Below are 23,648 nucleotides of genomic sequence, written 5' to 3' on the forward strand. Positions count from 1 at the left end.
GCGGTTTGGTTCGAGACAAAGATAATGCAATTTCGACATATGTGAAATAATTATGAATAACTACTTATTCATATAGTTGATGCATTTTTTGAATAGTTGCTCCAATTTGAATTCTGAACCATTGAGGCTCCAATACTTCTACAAAATCTCCATGTGATAAGATGGCTTGGCAGAAATCATAAGTAGGGCGTAATCTATAAGTAAAAATGGAATAGTTACTGTGTGTGTCACTTTCTTTCTGAGAATGATGCAGCGGGAGAGAACGGAAGTATTTGCATTGATTTCCATATACTTTTATGCTGATTTTTTCTACGTCATATTCTTCATCAACAATAACCCCGAAACTATTATCGAAGTAGACTTTAGGGTTAAAGGTTTGAGGATACTCGAATGATAAGTCTGTTTGTTCCATTTCGAGTATTCGGTCGAGGGAGTAGATCAATACTTTGTCATAATACGGACTTCTTGCTGCCACATACCAACGTTGTTTGAAGGCCTTTATACAATAAGGTTCAATTTGAAATGTGTATGATTTATCCTGCCAATGACCTTGGTACGTTATTTCCAATGTTTTATGATTATCAATAGATTCAATGATTGGTATCAAATACTGTTCTCCTGAAGGATATTCTTCCGGTAGTATTTTATCTCTTAATTTGTGGCTTTCGTTAAGGACTGTATTGACTGCAAATATATTTAACAACCATTTTCTGAGTCCTTCCTTTTTGAGTTCTTCGGTGTTTTCTATATAATAATTGCATCCGTTGTGTCTATCGCATTCTATATTTATGTCGAATAGTTCTTCAATGGCTTTCCGGTGATTGTGAAAAGTTCTATTTGGAATTTCTTCTCCGTTACTCATTTCACACCGCAGCCATTTACGGTTAATTTCATCTAATGTTATTGTTCCAGCCCGATAGATTGTATCTACTAACCAGAGATATCTATTAAAAAGATCTTTTGCCATAAAGAAATTAGTTTATCCATTTTATATCAGTGCTGCAAATATCGTGAAGCGATGTGCCAAAATAAGGCACAATCTAAATTTATTTGTTTTTCCACTCCCGATAAGAAATCAGGAGACCCACCACTTCCGAATAGTTCTGCCGACCGCTCTCTATCTTATTTCCTTTCAGATAAAGATCATATATCCACTCCTGTACAGCTCCCACCACCGGACTGTATTTGGCTGCCCAATACGCTTGATTCTCTTTTGCCAGTTCAATGATTTCTGGTCGGATACGTTTGAAAAGCTGTGTATATTCTTCTTCGGAAAGTAATCTTTGCGCATTTCCCAATACATGTCCCAATATAGAAAAATATCCGGAAAAACGGATTCCCATTGCTTCTGAACGGGTGCAAACCTGATAAGCATAGAAATTAGCTTCCGCTTCGCTGGTGATACCTAATAAATGGGCTAGTTCGTGAGCATAAGTGGCCGGATAATTAACGGGAAGCAAATCTCCGTTGAGTGTAAACTCGCAGAAGAAAGGCCCCATGCTACCCGTTACCCCTACCATCGAAATGAAGGGAGTGAATAACATTGTTTTTACCCTCGGATGCTCGTGTGGAGGGCGATGTACGCCCAGACTATCACTTAACTGATGATAGATTCGCACAGTTTCCTCTCGTATCAAATCTTGATTGATACTATTGACAGGAGTATACGAACGGTTCAGTTGAGTAATATAATCATCTACGAATTCTTGGAAAATCTCGGGAGTATAGGCGGTATACGGGATTTCTGTTCGTTGATAGAAATTTTTCTGCGAGTAGTTCAGTCCCCATGCCAGATAGAACCATACATAAATCCATAATAAGTATTCTCCGTCGCGCAATAAGATTTTCTTCCAAGGCAACTTCTTGCGGAGACGGGCATAAAAGGGATAAACAATCACGCCTGTGATGCTAAGGAAAATAAATAAATCCCCTATGGCAAAAGGAAATAAACCGGAAAAAAACGACAGGACGTAGGAGATAAAGGGATAGATTGTTTGAGAATAGATCGTTGCCAGAGCAGGAATCCATTGCGTTAGCCACACCAGGATTAAGATTGCTCCTAGGGCTAAATATCTTACATTTGGCTTCTTTTTCATCATTTGTCTAATATCAGTCAACAAAAATATGCATTAAATAGACGTCGCGCGAAAAAATACCTCTATATTTGCAAAAAATCTGTTAACAATGGCTTTATTACTTGTGTAATAGGAAAAGTCATTCAACATAAACCGGATAAAAGATGGCTACAAGTAGGAAGAAACACCCCGAGGGTGGTAAGATTTGAATTTAAATTATTAATTTTGCACCCGTTATTTTTAGAATATACATTATCATATATACATAAAACAATATGGAATTAGCAAGTAAGTACAATCCCGCTGACGTGGAGGGAAAATGGTACCAGTATTGGCTGGACCATCATTTATTCAGTTCGAAACCCGATGGCCGTGAACCTTACACCATCGTCATTCCGCCCCCGAACGTCACCGGTGTGTTGCACATGGGACACATGCTTAATAATACCATTCAGGATATTTTAGTTCGTCGTGCCCGTATGGAAGGCAAGAATGCCTGCTGGGTACCGGGAACTGACCATGCTTCTATTGCTACTGAAGCTAAAGTAGTAAACAAACTTGCTGCTCAAGGCATCAAGAAAACCGACCTGACTCGTGAGGAATTCCTGAAACATGCCTGGGATTGGACAGACGAACACGGAGGTATCATCCTGAAACAGCTCCGTAAACTCGGTGCATCCTGCGACTGGGATCGTACTGCTTTCACTATGGACGAGAAACGCAGTGAAAGTGTACTGAAAGTTTTCGTAGACCTGTTCAATAAAGGATTGATCTACCGTGGTGTCCGTATGGTAAACTGGGACCCGAAGGCATTGACCGCTCTTTCTGACGAGGAAGTGATCTACAAAGAAGAGCACGGAAAACTATATTACCTCCGCTATAAAGTAGAAGGTGATCCGGAAGGACGCTATGCCGTAGTGGCAACTACCCGCCCTGAAACAATCATGGGTGACACAGCGATGTGTATCAACCCGAACGACCCGAAAAACGAATGGCTGAAAGGTAAGAAAGTGATCGTTCCGCTGGTAAACCGCGCCATCCCTGTGATTGAAGATGATTATGTAGACATCGAATTTGGTACAGGTTGCCTGAAAGTGACTCCTGCTCATGACGTAAACGACTATATGCTGGGTGAAAAGTACAACCTGCCTAGCATTGATATCTTCAACGATAACGGTACATTGAGCGAAGCTGCCGGTATGTATATCGGCATGGATCGTTTCGATGTTCGTATACAGATAGAGAAAGACCTCGAAGCTGCCGGACTGCTGGACAAGACAGAAGCCTATACAAATAAGGTAGGTTACTCGGAACGTACCAACGTAGTGATCGAACCGAAACTATCTATGCAATGGTTCCTCAAGATGCAGCATTTTGCAGACATGGCATTGCCTCCGGTAATGAACGATGAACTGAAGTTCTATCCTGCAAAATACAAGAATACCTACCGTCACTGGATGGAGAACATCAAAGACTGGTGTATCAGTCGTCAGTTGTGGTGGGGACATCGCATTCCTGCTTACTTCCTCCCGGAGGGCGGTTATGTGGTAGCTGCTACAGCAGAAGAAGCATTGGCAAAAGCGAAAGAGAAAACCGGCAATGCCGCCTTGACAATCGAAGATCTCCGTCAGGACGAAGATTGTCTGGATACCTGGTTCTCTTCCTGGTTGTGGCCTATCTCTTTGTTCGACGGAATCAACAATCCGGGTAACGAAGAAATCAACTATTACTATCCGACCAGCGACCTTGTGACAGGACCGGATATTATCTTCTTCTGGGTAGCCCGTATGATTATGGCAGGCTACGAGTACGAAGGACAGATGCCGTTTAAGAACGTTTACTTCACAGGGATCGTTCGTGATAAACTGGGACGTAAAATGTCCAAGTCACTCGGTAATTCTCCCGACCCGTTGGAGTTGATCGAGAAATACGGAGCCGATGGAGTACGTATGGGTATGATGCTTTCTGCTCCTGCCGGAAACGATATTCTTTTCGATGACGCACTTTGCGAACAGGGACGTAACTTCTGCAACAAGATATGGAATGCTTTCCGTCTGATTAAGGGCTGGACAAATGCCAAAGGTACTATTGAGATCCCTACCGATGCACATCTGGCAGTTCAGTGGTTTGACCAAAGACTGGATGCGGCAGCTGTTGAAGTGGCCGATCTCTTCTCCAAATATCGTTTGAGCGAAGCGTTGATGCTGGTTTACAAACTGTTCTGGGATGAATTCTCTTCTTGGCTGTTGGAAATCGTGAAACCTGCTTATGGACAGCCTGTTAATGGCTTTATTTATAGTATGGTTCTTAGCTCTTTCGAGCGTCTGCTTGAATTGCTGCATCCTTTTATGCCATTTATCACAGAAGAATTGTGGCAACAACTGCGTGAGCGTGAACCGGGTGAAAGTTTGATGGTTACTCAACTGTTTGAACCGGTCGGAGCAAATGAACAATTCCTGGCAGAGTTTGAAGTAGCTAAGGAAATCATCAGTAATGTCCGTAGCATCCGTTTGCAGAAGAACATTGCTCTGAAAGAAGAACTCGAATTGCAGGTTGTAGGCACTCATCCGGTAGAGAAATTGAATCCGGTGATTATCAAGATGTGTAACCTGTCTTCCGTAACAGTGGTAGAAAGCAAATCAGAAGGTGCTTCTTCTTTCATGATAGGAACGACCGAATTTGCCGTGCCATTGGGCAATAAGATTGACGTGGAAGCCGAAATCGCCCGTATGGAAGCCGAATTGAAACATAAAGAAGGATTCTTGCAGGGAGTGATGAAGAAACTTAGCAACGAGAAATTCGTCAATAATGCTCCGGCTGCCGTTCTTGAACTGGAACGTAAGAAGCAGGCCGATGCGGAGAGTATCATCAAATCTTTGAAAGAAAGTATTGCGGCTTTGAAGAAATCATAGTCCTCTGATACTTAATTTTATATAATAAAGGGCATCTCAATTCGTTTTGGGATGCCTTTTTTTTGCGCTAAAGAAATTAATACTATCTTTGCTTTCGCTATTTATAGAATATCACAAATGAAACAACCGCTGCGGATCATCCCATTTTTCCTTGGATTATTCCTTTTCATTGAAGGATTCTTATCCCCTGCGTCAGCCCGAACCGAAAAAACAAATAAAGAAGTACTGGTTTTAAACTCGATTAATTTCAATCTGCCTTGGGCTAAAAACTTTTATTGGTGTCTTCATGATGCTCTTCAGAAACAGGGAATCTCTGTCAAAGCGGAGTCGCTTTCTGTACCTGCTTTGGAAAATGAGATGGAAGTGAATGCTCTGGTTACCCATTTGCGCCAGAAATATCCGACTCCTCCCACTGCGGTTGTGTTGATTGGAGATCCAGGATGGATAGTCTGCCGTGAATTGTTTGATGACGTATGGAAAGAAGTTCCGGTAATCGTGACAAATGCCCGCGACCATTTACCGGCTTCCCTTGAGGTCTTGTTATCTCACGTTCCGTTGACGGAAGCCAATACCCTTTCCGGTGATGAATGGAGGCGCGGATATAATATAACCATCTTGAAGCAACATTATTATGTAAAGGAGACAATCGACTTAATTTACAAACTGATACCTGATATGGAACGTCTGGCATTCATTTCGGACGATCGGTATATCAGTGAAGAAACTCGCAGAGATGTACAGGAAGCTGTAAAGGAGAACTTTCCGGACTTGCGTCTGGATTTACTTTCCACCACTCAGTTGTCTACGGAAATGTTGCTGGATACTTTACATGGTTATAAACCGAATACGGGGATCATTTATTATTCTTGGTTTGAATCACATAACAAAAATGACAATACCTATCTTTTCGATCATATTCAGGAGGTGATTGTCAATTTTACTCCGTCTCCATTGTTTTTACTTTCTCCCGAAGACTTGTCGAACAATACTTTTGCAGGAGGATATTACGTTTCGACAGAATCGTTCTGTAAATCTTTGTTGGAAATACTCGGTCGTATTTTGGATGGAGAGCAGGCACGTAATATTCCCGGTGAGGTGGGAGGACAAGGAAGTGCCAATCTCTGCTATCAAGTATTGAAATCCTACAATATACCTTCTTCCCGTTATCCGGACGATGCGGTATATGTCAATGAACCCAGGACTTTTTTCCAGCAGTATTATGTTCAAATCCTTTCCTGCTCTTTCTTTTTATTGATATTGATTGTTGCTATCATATATTATATCAGCATTCTTCGGAAAGCATATAGTCGTCTGCATGAAGCAATGGAAAAAGCGGAACAGGCCAATCAATTGAAATCCGCATTCCTGGCTAATATGAGTCATGAGATACGTACGCCCTTGAATGCTATTGTAGGATTCTCCAATATGCTTCCTCATGTCGAAAACCGTGAAGAAATGTCCGAATATGCAGACCTCATTGAAACAAATACGGATTTGTTGCTCCAGTTGATTAATGATATTCTGGATTTGTCGAAGATTGAAGCCGGTACATTCGATTTCTATCCTGCCTTGATTGATGTGAATCAGACGCTTGAAGAAATCGAGCAGAGTATGCAGTTACGTCTGCGACACAATAATGTGACTTTCATATTTGTGGAGAGACTGCCCGAATGTACATTATATACGGATAAGAACCGTTTGATTCAGTTACTTGCCAATTTCATTGTTAATGCCATCAAATTTACAGAAGTGGGTACCATTCGTATGGGGTATCGTCTGCTAGACTCCGAAACGATTTATTTTTATGTGTCGGATACTGGCTGTGGAATGTCTTCTGAACAGTGTATCCATGTCTTTGAACGGTTTGTGAAGTACAATTCCTTTGTGCAAGGTACCGGACTGGGACTTTCTATCTGCCATACGATTGTAGACCGCTTGGGAGGGAAAATAGGAGTGGAGTCGAAAGAAAACAAAGGATCTACTTTCTGGTTTACCTTACCTTATCGGCAGAATTAATGCTTTATTTCTTTCCAATCTATCAGTAGATAAGTTGCTATGCTCTTATTGCAAACTTCCTTTCCCTTATTGGATAAGTTGTCTTTGACTAAGAAGAAACTATAAACGCAAGTTCTGATTGTATAAACGAAACTTGCAATTATATAATCAGAACTTCCGTTTTTATAAATGAAGCTTGCAATTATAGATTTCTCTTAGCCAAAAAGAAGTTTGGCAGTAGGGGAATGTAAGTTTATCCCTAATACAACGGAAGTTATCTATTAGTACTTTAGTAAATAGAACGTAATAGATAAGAAAATAGATAGTTGGTTTATTTTAAGGAAATAGAATTGGTAGCAATAAAGGCAGATAATCCTTTAAATCTACGCGTAGTTGCTTTAATGCCTGCTGAATGCGGTAATCTACAGTTTTGGGAGATACTCCCAGAATTTCCGCTATTTCTTTATAACTCATATCCCGGAACCGATGCATCACGAAAGCTTCCCGGTAACTTTCCGGCAATGTGGCAATGGCATCCTTGATGCGTTGTGTCAACTCTTCGACTTGATAAAGATCCGTATCTTGTAGCATCTCCTGCATTTCTTCATAAAATCGAGTGTCGGCACGTTGAGTGGCGTCAATATGTGCAAGCTTGTTCAGAGCTTTGCGGTATATCATTTTAAAGAGGTACGAACTAAGCGAGGTTTCGATAAACAAATTTTCTCTGTTCTCCCAAATCCATAAAAGAGAATCCTGCACAATTTCTTCCGCATCTTCCAGATTGACGAAGCGATGGCCGTAGGCACACAGTGCCGGATAATACCTCCGAAACAGTGCATCAAATGCTTTTTGGTCGCCTCGCTGTATAGCAGATAATAGGAAATTGCTTTCTGACAGGTGAACTTCTTTCATGTATTAGTTTGATATTTCACTGCAAATATAGCTTTTTTATAAGAAAACAAAGATTTTCTGAAAAAAAATGAGATTTGGTTTAGGAATTCCACAAGTCTCTCTTGTCTTATAGTAAAAGGCAATAAAATACGAATATGGATAAGACTGATAAAAATACAATAGAAGAATTGCTTCCCCGTTATTGTGAGGGACTGGCAACGGAAGAAGAGCGTCTGCAGGTTGAGATGTGGATGGATGAGTCGGAAGAAAACCGGCGGATGGCCAAACAGATACATGCTCTTTATCTTGCTACAGATACCGTTCACATCATGACGAAAGTCGACACAGAGAAAGCATTGACAAAGGTGAAAAGTAGAATGACAGGTAACAGACAAAGGAAAACGACATGGTGGGAATGGGCGCAACGTGCGGCAGCAGTGCTGTTCATTCCACTTCTCGTTACTCTGATGGTACAACATTGGGGAGGAAGCGAACAGGAATTGGCACAAATGATGGAAGTGAAAACAAATCCCGGAATGATGACTTCTCTGACATTGCCCGATGGCACATTGGTTTTCCTGAATTCCGAATCTACCTTGAGTTATCCCTCACGCTTCGATAGCGACACGAGAAATGTAACATTGCAGGGAGAGGCTTATTTTGAAGTAGCCAAGAACCCGGAAAAGAAGTTCATAGTTTCTACTTCCCACCAATCACAGATCGAAGTACTGGGAACTCATTTTAATGTAGAGGCTTATGAAAAAGAAGACCGGATTGCAGCAACATTGGTTGAAGGAAAGATAGGTTTTATTTATTCATCTGACAATGGCTCGAAAAAAGTGCTGATGGATCCCGGACAGAAGCTGGTCTATGATATAAGAGACAGTAAAGTGCAGCTTTATGCCACCTCCGGTGAGTCGGAAATAGCTTGGAAAGAGGGAAAGATTATATTTAGAAATACTCCTCTCGAAGAGGGATTGCGAATGTTGGAGAAGCGGTATAATGTGGAATTCATTATTAAAAACGACCGTTTGAAAGGAGACTCATTTACTGGCACGTTTACAAATCAACGCCTCGAGCGTATTCTGGAATATTTCCAGCTTTCTTCTCAAATCCGTTGGCGTTATCTTGATTCGCCGGATATAAAAGATGAAAAGAGTAAAATAGAAATATATTGATTGATTAACCTTAAAACAAAAATGCAATGAAAGACAGACCCCCTTAAACAAAAACATACGGGAGGATATTGGCGTATCTCCCCGTATGGAAATCGGTAAATCTTTTTGATGCTTGTTTGGCGACAAGCTTAGATAAACTTTTTATTAACTTTAAGTCATTACAAAATTATGCAAAATTATTTTAGCATCCAATTTTTGTGGGTGGTAAAGTCACTTTGGCTAACCTCAAAAAAAATCCCATTATCTATGAGACTATTGGTTTTGTTCTTTGTATGTTCTATCGGATTGAGCTATGCAGCCGATAGTTACGCTCAAAAGGCTTTAATCAGTATTGATGTACGTAATCAGCGAGTGGAGGACATTTTGAAAGAGATTGAAGCGCAGTCTGATTTCGATTTTTTCTTCAATAATAAGCATGTCGATTTGAATCGTCGCGTATCAGTTTCCGCTGATAAAAGCAACATTTTTAGTGTGTTGAAAGAAATCTTTTCCGGCACTAATGTAAAATATTCGGTACTGGACAAGAAGATAATATTATCCATCGAGGCACAGTCTCCGGAACAAGAAAAGAAAATAACCATATCCGGTACTATATCAGATGCACAGGGGGAACCGATTATCGGGGCCAGTGTGTTAGAAAAAGGAGTACAGGGTAACGGTACGATAACAGATATTGACGGGAATTTCAAACTCTCCGTTTCTTCATCGAAGGCACAGCTCGATATCTCCTATATCGGCTATCAGTCGCAGACGGTTGCCGTACAACCCGGAAAAAACATGAGAATCACTTTGCAGGAAGATTCCAAACAACTTGACGAAGTGGTAGTGGTGGGTTACGGTACACAGAGCAAGAAGACATTGACCGGTGCCGTTTCTATGGTAAACATGGGAGATGTGGAGATGAATACCGTACCGAATGTATCTCGTGCGTTGGCGGGTAAAGCAGCGGGGTTCCGTGTGAACCAGGTTTCTGCACAACCGGGTGGTGAGGCGAAGTTTCGTATTCGTGGAGAAGCGTCTACCGGTGCTGGTAATGAACCTTTATTTGTAATCGACGGCTTCCCGGTGTCTTCTACTTCCAATTTAAGTTCTGGTAATGGTTTCTATGAATCGGGTAATATTGATAATGTACTGGAATCATTGAATCCGGATGATATTGAATCCATTTCTGTGTTGAAAGATGCTGCTTCCACAGCTATTTATGGTGCGCGTGCCGGACATGGAGTTGTTTTGATTACCACTAAACGTGGTAAAAGTCAAAAGCCCAGAGTGACTTATTCCGGTATGGGGTCGGTGCAGGTAGCTCGTTCCAACTACAAGATGCTTGATACTCGTATGTATATGGATATGTATAATAAACAGATGCATGAAGAGTGGTTAAAGTTGAACGGAATGGGTATCTATGAAGGATATGTTGAAAAGCAGGACACTCCGCCTACTCAATATAAACCCACTTTCAATAATGATGAAATATTGACTGCTAGCGGTACCGATTGGTTGGATGCGGTGATGCGCAATGGATATACGCAACAGCACAATCTTTCTGTGAATGGTGGTACGGAGAAAACCCGTTATCTGGCTTCTGTCAACTATATGAACCAGGAAGGAATTGTCAAGAATAATGGTGTCAGTCGTTTTTCTGCCCGTTTGAATCTGGATCAGGAATTGAGTGAATATGTTTCTTTCGGACTGACTGCTACTTACTCGCAGAATAAGTATGACAATGTTCCTCTGGGAGACAATGCCAATGAATATTCCGGTGTATTGACCGGTGCTATCCAATCCAATCCTACAATTCCTATCTATGACTCTGAAGGAAATTATTTCATTGATCCGAAACGTCCCTTCGTTGCGAATCCGGTGTCTTTGTTGGATATTAAGGATAATACGGTAAAAGACCGGATCATAGGATCTGCATTCGTATCCGTGAAACCGTTGAAAGACTTGGAAGTGAAGTTGCAGTTAGGTGTCGACCGTAGTTTCCAGAAACGTTCCAGCTATTTGCCTAAGACAACTTTGCAGGGAAAGACCAAAAACGGAAGAGCGGATATTTCGCAGGAAACAAGTACTGCCTATCTGATGGAGCTGACAGCTCAATACTCCAAGAGCTTTGGCGATCATAACGTGAAAGCTATTGGTGGTTATTCGTTCCAAAAATTTAAAAATGATGGATTGAGTGCCGGAAATGAAGATTTTCTTGTAGATGGCTTTGGATATAATAGTTTGGGTTCAGGAAATTACAAGAAACCATCTGTAGGTTCATGGGCTTCTATTAACAGCATTGCTTCTTTGTTTGCCCGTGCCACTTACTCGTATAAAGGCAGATATTTACTGGAAGCTACAGTTCGTGCTGATGCTGCTTCCAATTTCGCCCCGGAAAATCGTTGGGGTTATTTCCCGTCCGTATCAGCCGGTTGGATGATAAGTGAAGAAAATTTCATGAAAGGGGCTTCAAACTGGTTGTCTATGTTGAAGTTAAGAACTTCTTATGGACAGACGGGTAACTCTAATGTCGGTTATCGCATTTACGACTATTATGAAGTGGGAAGAAGTGCCATTATCGGAGGTGCAGAATCAACAGGAGTATATGCTTCGGATTTGGGCAACAGGAGCCTGACTTGGGAAACGACTACGGAATTTAATGTAGGTGTGGATCTAGGTATACTCAACAACCGATTTAAGTTGACAGCCGAATATTTCAAACGTAAGATTACAGACTTGTTGGTGACAAATAAACCATTGCCTTTTTATAATGAAATAAATAAAATAGCGGGTAATATAGGATCAACACAAAGTCAGGGTGTGGAAATCACAGTGAATACGGTGAATATCGTTACTAAAGATTTTGAATGGGATACGACATTAACCTTGTCACATTACAATGACCGTTGGCTGACACGTGACCCGAACTGGAAACCCAAACCTTATGAAAAAGAAAATGATCCGATTCGTGCATGGTGGGAATATGAAGCGCTTGGCATCCTGCAACCGGGAGAAAAAGTCCCGGACGCTCAAAAAGACTTGGTTCCGGGTATGATGAAGTTGAAAGACCGCGATGGAAACGGAGTATTGGGAGATGAGGATAAAGTATATATGGGTAATGGTGATCCCAAAATTATCTACGGTCTGAACAACTCGTTCAGATATAAGAACTTCGACTTGAATATCTATTTCTATGGAGAAGCCGGCAGAAAGAGAGGAGCCAGTTATTATGAGGGCTGGACACGTATGGACAATGGTATCAATGTTTCTACTTATGCCCTGAAAGCTTTTAATAGCAATAACCTGACAGCCACAGATCCGACATTTGTCAGAGGTGGAAGCGGATGGGGGGATTACTATGTGAAATCTATCTATTATGTTCGTTGTGGAAGCATTACATTGGGATATAAAGTGCCTGTCAGCCAGAAGATTGCCAAGAATCTCCGTGTATATGTAGACGTGAACAATCCGTTTGTGATTACTAACTGGACAGGTCTGGACCCGGAAACGGACAACGGGACCTATGCATATCCGAATGTAACCTCATATAATTTTGGTGTATCAATATCTTTCTAATAAGTGATGAATATGAAAAAGACAATTTATACTGCAATAGCAACTCTCTTGTTCCTCATTTCGTCTTGTACGCTGGAGCAGGAAGTATATAATAAAATTAATCCGGGAATGTTTCCCCAAAATGCTGAAGATGTAAATGCTTTGGTCAATTCGAGTGCTTATTATGTGTTTTCTCCGTGGGGAATTTTTGAAGTAGCGGCAGGCTATGTGACGACTTCGGAAATGGTAACCGATTATGTGGAAAACACTTGGGGATGGACTACCGTATACAATTCGTATGAAGCTAATGACTGGCATATCGACGGTGACTATCGTCGTGTGTATGACTATTCCCAGTATTTGGCTTCCATGACTTTGACAATGGATCGCATCAAGGACGTGAATATGGATGAAACCTTGAAAGCTCGCTATATGGCGGAATTGAAATGCGGACGTGGTTTCCTGGCTTTTCTGATGTATGATATGTATGGTCCGATACCTATCGCCGATCTGGAGACTTTGCAAAAACCGGAAGCGGAGATTGTTATTCCACGTTTGTCGGAAGAAGCTATGCGTGAATACATTGTTTCCAACTTGAAAGATGCAGCTAATGTGTTGCCCTATAAGTATGAAGATACAAATTACGGACGCTTCACCAAAGGATTGGCCAATACATTATTGCTGAAATTCTACATGATGACCAAGCAATGGGATGAGGCGGAGAAAATAGGACGTGAATTGACAAAACCGGAATACGGTTATAAATTGGTAGACGATTATAACTCTCTGTTCTCTTTATCTGGTGAAAAGAATTCGGAAGTCATATTCTCATGTGTGGCCGAGGCCGGTGTGATGGAACAGAAATGGTTCGCTCACGTACTGACTTCTGACTATCCGCTTCCTGCCGGAATGTCGGTGACTGCCTGGGGAGGATTTAAAATATCCTGGCCTGCATACGAATCTTATGATCCTAAAGACAAGAGACGTGAAAGAATTATTGGTGAATATACAGGTACGGAGGGCGTACACCATAGCCGGGCGCTTGACCGTGACGGTGGTACGACAGGTATACTCTTCTACGGTGCAATTCCGGTGAAATATAAAATTGAGGGGGTAGTAGGTGAGAAGTGCGAAATAGATATGCCCATCTATCGTTATGCGGATGTATTGACTTTACTTTCGGAAGCTATCGTTCGCAATGGAAACAGTATCACTCAAGAGGCGATTGGCCTGTTGAATCAGGTGCGGGTTACTCATGGTGGACTAAAAGCTTATCAATTGAGTGATTTTTCATCTGTAGAAGATTTTCTGGATAAATTGTTGGAAGAACGTGGACATGAATTTTATTTTGAAGGAGTGCGTCGTCAGGATTTGATCCGCCACGGAAAATTTATTGAAGCAGCACTTGCCAAAGCAAGATTTGCTGGACAGCCGACAGGTAAAATAGAAACGAAAGTGGATGGACAATATAAATATGAGAAATTCCCGTTGCCTACTCATCTGATTACTGAAGGACAAGGCATTATAATTCAAAATCCCGGTTACTAAAAAATAGATAGCATTATGAAACATTTATTATATAGTCTATTAGGAATCTTGTTGCTTGCCGGATGTAAGGAAGACAAGTACAATGTAATCATTCCGATGTCGGATATTTACTTGAGCGCGCCTCAAGATGGAGCGATCATTGATTTGAATGATTTATCGATTGAGAAATATAGTTTCTCTTGGGAGAAACCTCTGGAAAATGGAGCAAAGCTACTTATTTGTACTGACAGGAAATTCAAAGAACCGGTGATAATTGATGCAGGAAAATCGACTTCTGTTGCGATATCTGCACTGACTGCCGATCAGAGTTTTTCTCAATTGGGAATTAAAGCGGGGCAGGAAGCGGTACTGTATTGGACAGTCAAAGAAACCGGTAATATAACCGCAGCAGCTTCGGAAGCACGCACCATTCGGGTGAAACGTATGACTAGCAAATTAGTGCAGCCGGAAGATTTGACTAAGATTTCTTTGGCTGAAAATGCCCCGGAGACTGCTGTGCAGTTTGAATGGGATACCCAGGAATGGCCTGAATCTACCTCGTACTCGCTTTGTTTCTCACTGGATCCTGAAATGAAACAGACGGTTGCCGAACATAGTGTGGGAGTTGTGAATGGTAAATCATCATTGACTCATGAAGAACTTCAGGCACTGCTCGATAAACTTTCTATCAAACGTTGGACTTCCAATTCTGTGTATTGGAATGTGAAGACTGATGATGGGCAATGGGTGTCACGTTCTTCCGGAGTACTGAATATGACAGAAATGATGCGCTTCATAGATGTTCGTGGAGATGAAAAGATTACTTATCGTGTTGTTCGTATATTTTATAGTGACAAAACATCATTGGTTTGGTTGGCGGATAACCTGCGTGCGACTAAATATGCTGATGGTACAGATATTGAAGCGAATAATTTCAAAAATACACCTGCGTCGCTCGGAGAAGGTAGAGTGAAAGCCTATGGAGTGCATTATCATTACGATATTCGTGATAAGATAGCACCTAAGGGATGGCGTTTGCCGACCATACAGGAATATAAGAATTTGTTTGCAGAAGCCGGAACTGCCGAAGGTCAATGGAATGTATTGAAAGATCCTGAATATTATGAATCAGTAAAAGGACAGGCGCATTTGAACGACTGGAAATTCAATTTGTGTGCTTCCGGTCAATGGAGCGGTGATGCAATCACTAATCATACCGGACCGTACTGTTATCTGTTGGTCACTGATGATATGTCTCATCAATGTATTCTTCATGATGGAGGGGCAACATTGTGGAGTCCTTGGACAACCGGTGCTCCTGCACGTTTTATCTACAATGAAAATTAATCGGGTGAAAATTAAAAGTATATCAATCATGTTAATCAATATAAAGAAAACTATGGCCATATTATCTACCTTATTATTAGGTATTATGTGTAGCTTTTGTTCTGATACAATAGATGTATATGCGGGACAATATGGAGAAGAAGACGGAACGAGTGAACCGGAGACTCCGGAGGTAACAGGAAATATTGTACCGATCGAGTCGCTTAGGAATCCCGATAGGGGATTCCACTTGGAATGTAATTTGCTTGCCGACCAAATGAAAAGTCCATATAATGATTATGAGGTTTATGGCAATGATTTGTATACGAAGAAAGTAGAGCAATTTGATGCAAAGGACGATAACCTGACTCTTGTGCAGCAATATATCTACTTAACTAACTGGGTGAGTAAGGATCTGGATGCTGAAGCTCTGTCAAATATCCGCAAGATATTCGAATTGATGAAAGCGCAGGGATATAAAGCCATTCTTCGTTTTGCATACAATCACGCCGGACTGAATACTTCCGGTGGCGAATCCAAACAATGGATTCTCCGGCACATCGAACAACTGACTCCTCTGTTGAATGAATACATTGGACAAATTGCTACCATGCAGGTGGGTTTTATCGGTGCTTGGGGAGAGTGGCATACTTCTCCGTTGATGAATGACCAGAGTGCGAAGAATGCAATCGTCAGTGCTTTATTGAGAGCCTTGCCTGCACCTTATTGTGTAGAAATGCGTTATCCGAATCATAAGAAAGCGTTGACACTGGAACAGGAAGGATCTCGTGGACGCATCGGATATGCGAATGATTATTTTACAGCCGGCGAACATCCGCTTGCACCGGGCAATGACTTTGTTCCTAATACGGATGATTACAAGCAGATAACGGAAGAGGTGAAAGTGAACAATTTCTATATGAGTGGTGAGATCCCTTATAATGAGGATACAGAATGGGGATTGGCAGAGTTGATTAGTCCGATAAAATCACTGCGTATTTTGCGCGAACACCGTTACTCGGCATTTGATGTGACGCAAAACTATGATTTGAATATCATGAGTTGGAAACGGGTAAAGGTAAATCCCGCTTTATTAAATGATAATCACATTCTGTTTGATGAGAGTTACTTCAAAGATGAGGAGGGCAATGAAGTTGTCCGTTCATTCTATGATTTTGTACGCGACCATTTGGGCTATCGTCTGAATCTTCAAAGTGAATCGAAAGTAGAAGCAAAAGGTGGAAATTTGGAATACGATCTGACGATTACAAATACCGGTTTTGCTACGGTGATTAATCCGAAAGAGGTATATCTCGTACTGGTTTCCGAAAGCGGTCAGGTAGTGAAAGAATTCAAACTGGATGTGGATCCTAAAACCTGGATTCCAGCTACCGAACAGGAACCGAATCAGGCTGCGAAATACACTATCAAAGGAAGTGTAGCAGCCGGTGTGAGCGGGACCTATAAAGTAGGAATCTGGATGCCGGAAAAAGTAGCCGATTGGAAATACAATTCGGTATATGCCATTAAGTTTGCTAAAACAGAGAATGTGACTCATTGGTATGATGATGCAGACAAATATGCCGTGAACCTGTTCGGAACAGTTACATTCTAAAAATAAATTGATGAATACTTCCGACCGTATAGAACAGATCTCATGTTGCGGTCGGAGTATTCGAAACTTACATCTTATTTGAATGAAGATGAACAAAAATCATAAAACCGTACTTGTTATACTTAACATCATAGTATCATTTCTAATTTCTTCCTGTTCCTCCCCCAAGGAACAGGTTAGAATAGGAAATGGTACTTTTACTATCGAGGGAAAGGATATCCAGTTGATTTGTGGAGAAATGCACTATCCCCGCATTCCGCACGAGTATTGGCGTGACCGCCTGAAGAGAGCGCGTGCGATGGGACTGAATACGGTATCTGCCTACGTTTTCTGGAACTTCCATGAACGTCAGCCGGGAGAGTTTGACTTTAGTGGACAGGCTGATATTGCGGAATTTATCCGTACGGCACAGGAAGAGGGACTGTATGTGATTCTTCGTCCCGGTCCGTATGTCTGTGCAGAATGGGATTTCGGAGGTTACCCGTCGTGGCTGCTGAAAGAAAAGGATATGACTTATCGCAGTAAAGATCCGCGTTTCCTGTCCTATTGTGAACGATATATCAAAGAACTTGGCAAACAACTGTCTCCTTTGACCATCAATAATGGAGGTAATATTATTATGGTGCAGGTGGAGAATGAATATGGATCGTATGCAGCGGATAAAGAGTATCTTGCCGCTATCCGCGATATGATTAAAGAAGCAGGATTCAATGTTCCGCTATTTACCTGTGACGGTGGTGGACAGGTGGAAGCCGGACATGTTGAGGGCGCACTGCCTACATTGAACGGAGTGTTTGGTGAAGATATATTCAAAGTGGTAGATAAGTACCAAAAGGGCGGTCCCTATTTTGTTGCGGAGTTTTATCCGGCTTGGTTTGATGAGTGGGGCAGACGACATTCCTCTGTTGCTTATGAACGTCCCGCCGAACAGCTGGACTGGATGTTGAGCCACGGTGTTTCTGTCAGCATGTATATGTTCCACGGTGGTACAAACTTTGAGTATACCAATGGAGCCAATACCGGAGGCGGTTATCAGCCCCAGCCCACAAGCTATGATTATGACGCTCCCTTGGGTGAATGGGGAAATTGTTATCCCAAATATCATGCATTCAGGGAAGTGATTCAGAAATACCTGCCTGCGGGAACAGTACTGCCGGAAGTTCCGGCAGATAATCCGACTACCACTTTTGCAACAGTCGAATTAAAGGAAAGTGCTCCATTAAGGACTGCATTTCATCAGACTACCCAGTCTGAAAATGTGCTGTCGATGGAGGATTTGGGAGTTGATTTCGGATATATTCATTATCAGACCACACTTCAAAAAGCGGGAAAACAGAAACTTGTCATACAGGATTTGCGTGACTATGCTGTGATCCTCATTGATGGTAAGCAGGTAGCCAGTCTGGATCGTCGTTACAATCAGAACAGTGTGACCTTGAATGTGCCGAAGACACCTGCCACACTGGAGATTCTGGTAGAAAATACCGGACGCGTCAACTACGGCCCCGATATACTGTTTAACCGGAAAGGTATCACCAGCCAAGTTTTGTGGGGAAATGAAAAGTTGACCGGATGGTCTATTACTCCATTGCCTCTGTATAAAGAAAAAGTTTCGGAAATGGAGTTTGGCGAAACCATCAAAGGCGTTCCCGCTTTCCATAAAGGAACGTTTACGGTGGAGAAGAAAGGTGACTGCTTTGTGGATATGAGTCAATGGGGCAAAGGTGCTGTCTGGGTAAATGGCAAATCTCTGGGACGTTTCTGGAATATCGGCCCTCAACAAACACTCTATCTGCCCGCTCCATGGCTGAAAGAGGGAGAAAACGAAATTGTAGTGTTTGAAATGGAAGATACGGGTAAGCGTGTTTTGCAAGGATTGAATCAACCCATTCTGGATAGTCTAGGTATTGATAAGAATTATCAGAAGGGCCAGCGTCGTGCAGTGGCAGGCACTCCGATTCTGGAAGACGGTGATCTTGCATTAAAAACTACTTTGCAGGAGACTAATGAGTGGCAGTCATTCGATTTACCGGTTGCGACTACTCTCCGCCATTTCTGTATAGAGACTCTGTCTTCCTACACAGAGGATAATCAGGCCTGCATTTCGGAAGTGGAACTGATAGATGATAAGGGACAGCCGATTGACAAAACTAAATGGGAAGTCGTTTATGTAAGCAGCGAACAAGCTGATAAGAACTTGGGAATAGCGGAAAACCTGTTTGATGGAGATATCTCTTCTTTTTGGCATACGGATGCGGCTATGGAACCTAATCATCCTCACCGGGTTATTATAGATCTGAAAGAAATTTATAAGGTTTCGGCTTTTCGCGTGAAAGTTCGTAAAGGTTCATTCTTGTCAGGAAAGGTGAAAGATATAAATGTATATGGCCGTCCACAATTCTTCTTATTTCATTGAATAAAACGTAGTAAATAGATATAAAATGCGACTCTTAATTATTATATTTGATAAATTGTAAATAAAGCTATGTATACACGTCTTTTATTCATTCTATTATTGGGGGCTACATGGATATGTAGCTGCCAAACCGAACAGTCGCCTGTCAATGCATTGGCAGATCGTGTGACGGAAGGTACTTCGAAAGATCGAATTCTTTTTCGGATGATTGCTGATGAAAACAATCCGTTAAAAGATTATTTTGAAATATCTTCTGAAGACGGTAAAGTGCTGATAACCGGAAACTCTGATTTGTCTCTGGCTACGGGGTTGAACTGGTATCTGAAATATGTAGCCGGTATTCATCTTTCCTGGAATAATCTTTCGCAGAAGTTACCGGAAATACTACCGCTTCCACAAGAAAAGATACGTAAGGAGACATCCATGCAGAACAGATATTATCTGAACTATTGCACTTATTCTTATTCCATGGCTTTCTGGGATTGGGAGCGTTGGGAAAAAGAAATAGACTGGATGGCAATGCATGGCATCAATATGCCTTTGAGCATCACCGGAATGGAGGTGGTCTGGTACAATTTGCTGAAACGTTTGGGATACACAACAGAAGAAGTCAATGAATTTATTTCCGGCCCGGCCTTTATGGCTTGGTGGCAAATGAATAATCTCGAGGGTTGGGGTGGACCGAATCCCGATAGCTGGTATCAGCAACAAGAAGCGCTTCAGAAGAAGATCGTAGCCCGTATGCGGGAGTTGGGTATTGAACCAGTATTCCCCGGATATGCTGGAATGGTTCCCCGTAACATTGGTGAAAAGCTAGGTTATCAGATTGCTGATCCCGGTAAATGGTGTGGCTTCCCCCGTCCGGCTTTCCTTTCTACGGAAGATGAACACTTCGATTCTTTTGCCGCTATGTATTATGAGGAATTGGAGAAACTCTATGGAAAAGCCAACTATTACAGCATGGATCCATTTCATGAGGGAGGTAACACGGAAGGAGTCGACTTGGCGAAAACCGGTGCTTCCATTATGGCAGCTATGAAGAAAGCCAATCCGAAGGCTGTTTGGATCATTCAGGCCTGGCAGGCGAATCCTCGGGAAGAAATGATTGCTTCTCTTAATCAGGGAGATTTGCTCGTTTTAGATTTATATAGTGAGAAACGTCCCCAATGGGGAGATCCGGATTCCATGTGGTATCGGGAAAAAGGCTTTGGCAAACACGATTGGCTCTATTGTATGTTACTGAATTTTGGAGGTAATGTTGGTTTGCACGGCCGGATGAATCAGCTGGTGAACGGGTATTATGATGCTTGTGCACACACTAACGGGAAAACGTTGCATGGAGTAGGAGCAACCCCGGAGGGGATAGAAAATAATCCGGTGATGTTCGAACTCCTTTACGAACTTCCTTGGCGTGAAGAACGCTTTTCTTCCGATGAATGGTTGCAGACTTACTTGAAAGCTCGTTATGGCAGAGAAGTTTCACCGGAAATAATGGAGGCTTGGCGTGCATTGGAACACACCGTTTACAATGCTCCGAAAGATTATCAGGGTGAAGGAACCATTGAGTCTTTGTTATGTGCCCGTCCGGGTTTCCATCTGGATAGAACTTCTACTTGGGGATATTCCAAACTATTTTATGCTCCCGATTCTACTGCAAAGGCAGCCCGGCTATTTACTTCCGTTGCCGACCAGTATAAAGGAAACAACAATTTTGAGTATGACTTGGTAGACATCGTACGTCAGAGTAATGCCGATAAAGGAAATGTGTTACTTGAAGAAATATCACAGAGCTATGACCGAAAGGACAAAGAGGATTTCCGCAAACAAACACAGCAATTCCTGGACTTGATATTGGCGCAAGATCGTTTGTTATCTACCCGGAAAGAATTTTCCGTTTCCTCTTGGTTGAATGCAGCTCGTTCTCTGGGAACTACAGAAGAAGAAAAGCGATTGTACGAATGGAATGCTTCCGCATTAATCACAGTCTGGGGAGATAGCATTGCTGCCAATCAAGGCGGACTACATGATTATTCGCATCGGGAATGGAGTGGACTTTTGAAAGACTTGTATTATCAGCGTTGGAAAGCCTTCTTTGAGCAGAAACAGGCGGAGCTGGATGGGAAGCCTGCAGGACAGGAAATAAACTTCTATGGGATGGAGAAAGCCTGGGCAGAGAAGAGTAAGGCACAGACATTGAAGAACTAAATAAAAGCAAGTGATATATAAGTAATATGCACGTAATATATAGGCGGGTATGAAATATTATCCGGCTATATTTGTCTTAGAACCCTTTCATAAAGAATTTCTAATTTCATTGCTAATAGGAAAATTCTTATATTTGCTGCAACTAATACTTAAACACAATAAGTTGCAAATGGAATTTACAGAAGAGCAAATACTGTTGAGAGCTTTGTCACGAGGAGATGAGAAAGCTTTTGAGGTTTTGTTTATGCGTTATTTCCCGAGGGTGAAACGTTTTATATCCGGTTTACTTCAGGATGATATAACGGCAGAGGACTTTGCACAAGATATTCTCCTCAAACTATGGCAGAAGCGTGAGGAGATGGCAAAAATCGAAAATCTGAATGCCTACCTTTATCGGACTTCCCGGAATGCTGTGTACCAGCATTTACGACATATACTTTTGGTGAATGAATATGGAGAAAAGCAACAGGAGAATCTTTCCCGTCAGCAGAATGAGGGTGCGGGAAACATCGAAGAAAATATGTTTGCCGAAGAATTACTGTTGTTGATACAGCATACGGTAGAGCAAATGCCCGCCCAACGAAAAAGAATTTATGAGATGAGCCGTAAAGAAGGTAAAAACAATGATGAGATAGCGCAACTGCTTGCAATAAACAAACGGACTGTAGAAAACCATCTCACACAAGCATTGGCTGATATCCGCAAGATGCTGAAGCACTTTTATCTTTTCTAAATAAAACCACTTCCTATTGACAAAAACTCTTCTTTTATTCTCCTTTCTCAAAAAAAGTAGAAAAAATAGCTTTTAGACTGTGTGTGTATTCTATCTCGTGCATCTTATTAATAAACGGATAAAATCATGAAGAAGAAAAGCATATCAGAACTAATACATTTTTTTGTTCGCCATCCCCTGCAAAACTCCTTGCAGATGAAGTTTTGGCGTTGGCTGGTTTCTCCTGCTGATGCAGAAGATAAAGAAGAAGCTATACAGGAAGAGTGGATGAATATCATCGCTGAACCTGATGAGGCCACCCGGCGTTCATGGTATGAGGTCCGGCGTAAAGCGGGACTTGCAAATCCGATAATAAAACCACATTGGGAAATCAAACCACTTCTTCGCATTGCTTCTATGATATTAATCCCCTTATTTTCAGTGCTATTATCGTGGCATTATATAAATGATTATACTGATTCTTGCAAATTGGTAGAATATATTGTTCCCATGGGTGAACGGGGAGAATTGACTTTGCCGGATGGGACAAAGGTACAGATCAATTCGGAGAGCAGTATCATTTATCCGAAAAGCTTTCGAGGCGATACACGCACTGTTTATCTTTCCGGAGAGGCGAATTTTGATGTCCATAAGGATAAGAAACATCCGTTTATTGTCAAGACATCTTTGTTATCAGTTCGTGCTTTAGGTACGAAGTTTAATATACAGGCATATTCGGAAGACAGGAAAACGACTACAACTCTTGAAAATGGAAAAGTGCAAATCAATAACCTGCTGGCACCAGACAGCTGTTTTATTCTTACTCCCGGTGAACAACTTGAATACAATCACCTGACTAAGAATTATGAAAAACGAAAAATAGATGTGATGATGGCTTCCGGTTGGACACGTGGTGAATTGAATTTTGTCGATTGCCATCTGGAGGATATTCTGAACACATTGGGACGACATTATAATGTAGAAATAAAGGCAGAACCGCATTTATACACAAATGATTTATATACCATTAAGCTTAGAAAGGGCGAACCTCTTCAAGCAGCAATTCATATTGTAACAATGACCGTCGGAGGTATGGAAAGCAAGGTCACAGACAATAAGGTTGTGATACTGACAGCTGCTTCACCGGCGAATAAGAGTAAGAAAGGAGGTACCCATCCATAAAAAGGTTGGACAAAACTGATCCTTTTGTCCAACCCGAAATAAATACCGTTATCATTTAAAATTTTAGGAAATAGTGA

At 41.7% G+C, this 23,648-nt stretch carries 14 protein-coding genes; 11 read left to right on the forward strand and 3 right to left on the reverse strand.

Going from position 1 to position 23,648, the window contains the following annotated elements:
* Positions 1-64: 64 nt before the first annotated feature.
* Both CJF29_RS05765 and CJF29_RS05770 read right to left on the reverse strand, forming a co-directional pair.
* Positions 65-967: a helix-turn-helix transcriptional regulator gene (locus CJF29_RS05765; RefSeq protein ID WP_099146254.1), complete on the reverse strand. Its 903-nt coding sequence runs from the start codon at positions 965-967 to the stop codon at positions 65-67.
* A gap of 79 nt (positions 968-1,046) precedes the next feature.
* On the reverse strand, positions 1,047-2,099 hold the full coding sequence (locus CJF29_RS05770; RefSeq protein WP_099146253.1) for a DUF3810 domain-containing protein: 1,053 nt from the start codon (positions 2,097-2,099) through the stop codon (positions 1,047-1,049).
* 251 nt (positions 2,100-2,350) lie between these two features.
* Here CJF29_RS05770 and CJF29_RS05775 point away from each other — a divergent pair, with 251 nt between their 5' ends.
* Both CJF29_RS05775 and CJF29_RS05780 read left to right on the forward strand, forming a co-directional pair.
* Positions 2,351-4,987, forward strand: coding sequence for a valine--tRNA ligase (locus tag CJF29_RS05775; protein ID WP_099146252.1), 2,637 nt, complete (start codon positions 2,351-2,353; stop codon positions 4,985-4,987).
* Between the two features lie 117 nt (positions 4,988-5,104).
* Positions 5,105-7,003, forward strand: a complete 1,899-nt coding sequence (locus CJF29_RS05780) for a sensor histidine kinase (RefSeq protein WP_099146258.1) — start codon at positions 5,105-5,107, stop codon at positions 7,001-7,003.
* Between the two features lie 315 nt (positions 7,004-7,318).
* On the opposite strand, the gene CJF29_RS05785 is transcribed toward CJF29_RS05780, so the two are convergent.
* Positions 7,319-7,894 carry an RNA polymerase sigma-70 factor gene (locus CJF29_RS05785; RefSeq protein ID WP_074637624.1) on the reverse strand — a complete coding sequence of 192 codons (576 nt, stop codon included), beginning with the start codon at positions 7,892-7,894 and terminating at the stop codon, positions 7,319-7,321.
* 134 nt (positions 7,895-8,028) lie between these two features.
* Here CJF29_RS05785 and CJF29_RS05790 point away from each other — a divergent pair, with 134 nt between their 5' ends.
* The 9 genes from CJF29_RS05790 (at position 8,029) to CJF29_RS05830 (ending at position 23,571) form a co-directional block, all read left to right on the forward strand.
* Positions 8,029-9,051: a FecR family protein gene (locus tag CJF29_RS05790; RefSeq protein ID WP_004301856.1), complete on the forward strand. Its 1,023-nt coding sequence runs from the start codon at positions 8,029-8,031 to the stop codon at positions 9,049-9,051.
* Between the two features lie 168 nt (positions 9,052-9,219).
* Positions 9,220-12,609, forward strand: a complete 3,390-nt coding sequence (locus CJF29_RS05795; protein ID WP_099146251.1) for a TonB-dependent receptor — start codon at positions 9,220-9,222, stop codon at positions 12,607-12,609.
* Positions 12,610-12,621: 12 nt separating this feature from the next.
* Positions 12,622-14,136 carry a RagB/SusD family nutrient uptake outer membrane protein gene (locus tag CJF29_RS05800; protein ID WP_004325012.1) on the forward strand — a complete coding sequence of 505 codons (1,515 nt, stop codon included), beginning with the start codon at positions 12,622-12,624 and terminating at the stop codon, positions 14,134-14,136.
* 15 nt (positions 14,137-14,151) lie between these two features.
* A complete protein-coding gene (locus CJF29_RS05805; RefSeq protein ID WP_099146250.1) occupies positions 14,152-15,462 on the forward strand; it encodes a SusE domain-containing protein in 1,311 nt (436 codons plus the stop codon).
* Positions 15,463-15,490: 28 nt separating this feature from the next.
* On the forward strand, positions 15,491-17,056 hold the full coding sequence (locus CJF29_RS05810; RefSeq protein WP_099146249.1) for a DUF4874 domain-containing protein: 1,566 nt from the start codon (positions 15,491-15,493) through the stop codon (positions 17,054-17,056).
* A gap of 88 nt (positions 17,057-17,144) precedes the next feature.
* On the forward strand, positions 17,145-19,472 hold the full coding sequence (locus CJF29_RS05815) for a beta-galactosidase (protein WP_074637645.1): 2,328 nt from the start codon (positions 17,145-17,147) through the stop codon (positions 19,470-19,472).
* 69 nt (positions 19,473-19,541) lie between these two features.
* Positions 19,542-21,677 carry an alpha-N-acetylglucosaminidase gene (locus CJF29_RS05820; protein ID WP_074637618.1) on the forward strand — a complete coding sequence of 712 codons (2,136 nt, stop codon included), beginning with the start codon at positions 19,542-19,544 and terminating at the stop codon, positions 21,675-21,677.
* Between the two features lie 169 nt (positions 21,678-21,846).
* Positions 21,847-22,410 carry an RNA polymerase sigma-70 factor gene (locus CJF29_RS05825; RefSeq protein ID WP_004304646.1) on the forward strand — a complete coding sequence of 188 codons (564 nt, stop codon included), beginning with the start codon at positions 21,847-21,849 and terminating at the stop codon, positions 22,408-22,410.
* Between the two features lie 126 nt (positions 22,411-22,536).
* Entirely contained in the window at positions 22,537-23,571 is a 1,035-nt protein-coding gene (locus CJF29_RS05830) for a FecR family protein (RefSeq protein ID WP_009000565.1), read from the forward strand.
* Positions 23,572-23,648 lie beyond the last annotated feature (77 nt).

This window comes from Bacteroides celer (assembly GCF_002632415.2).
Classification (GTDB): Bacteria; Bacteroidota; Bacteroidia; order Bacteroidales; family Bacteroidaceae; genus Bacteroides.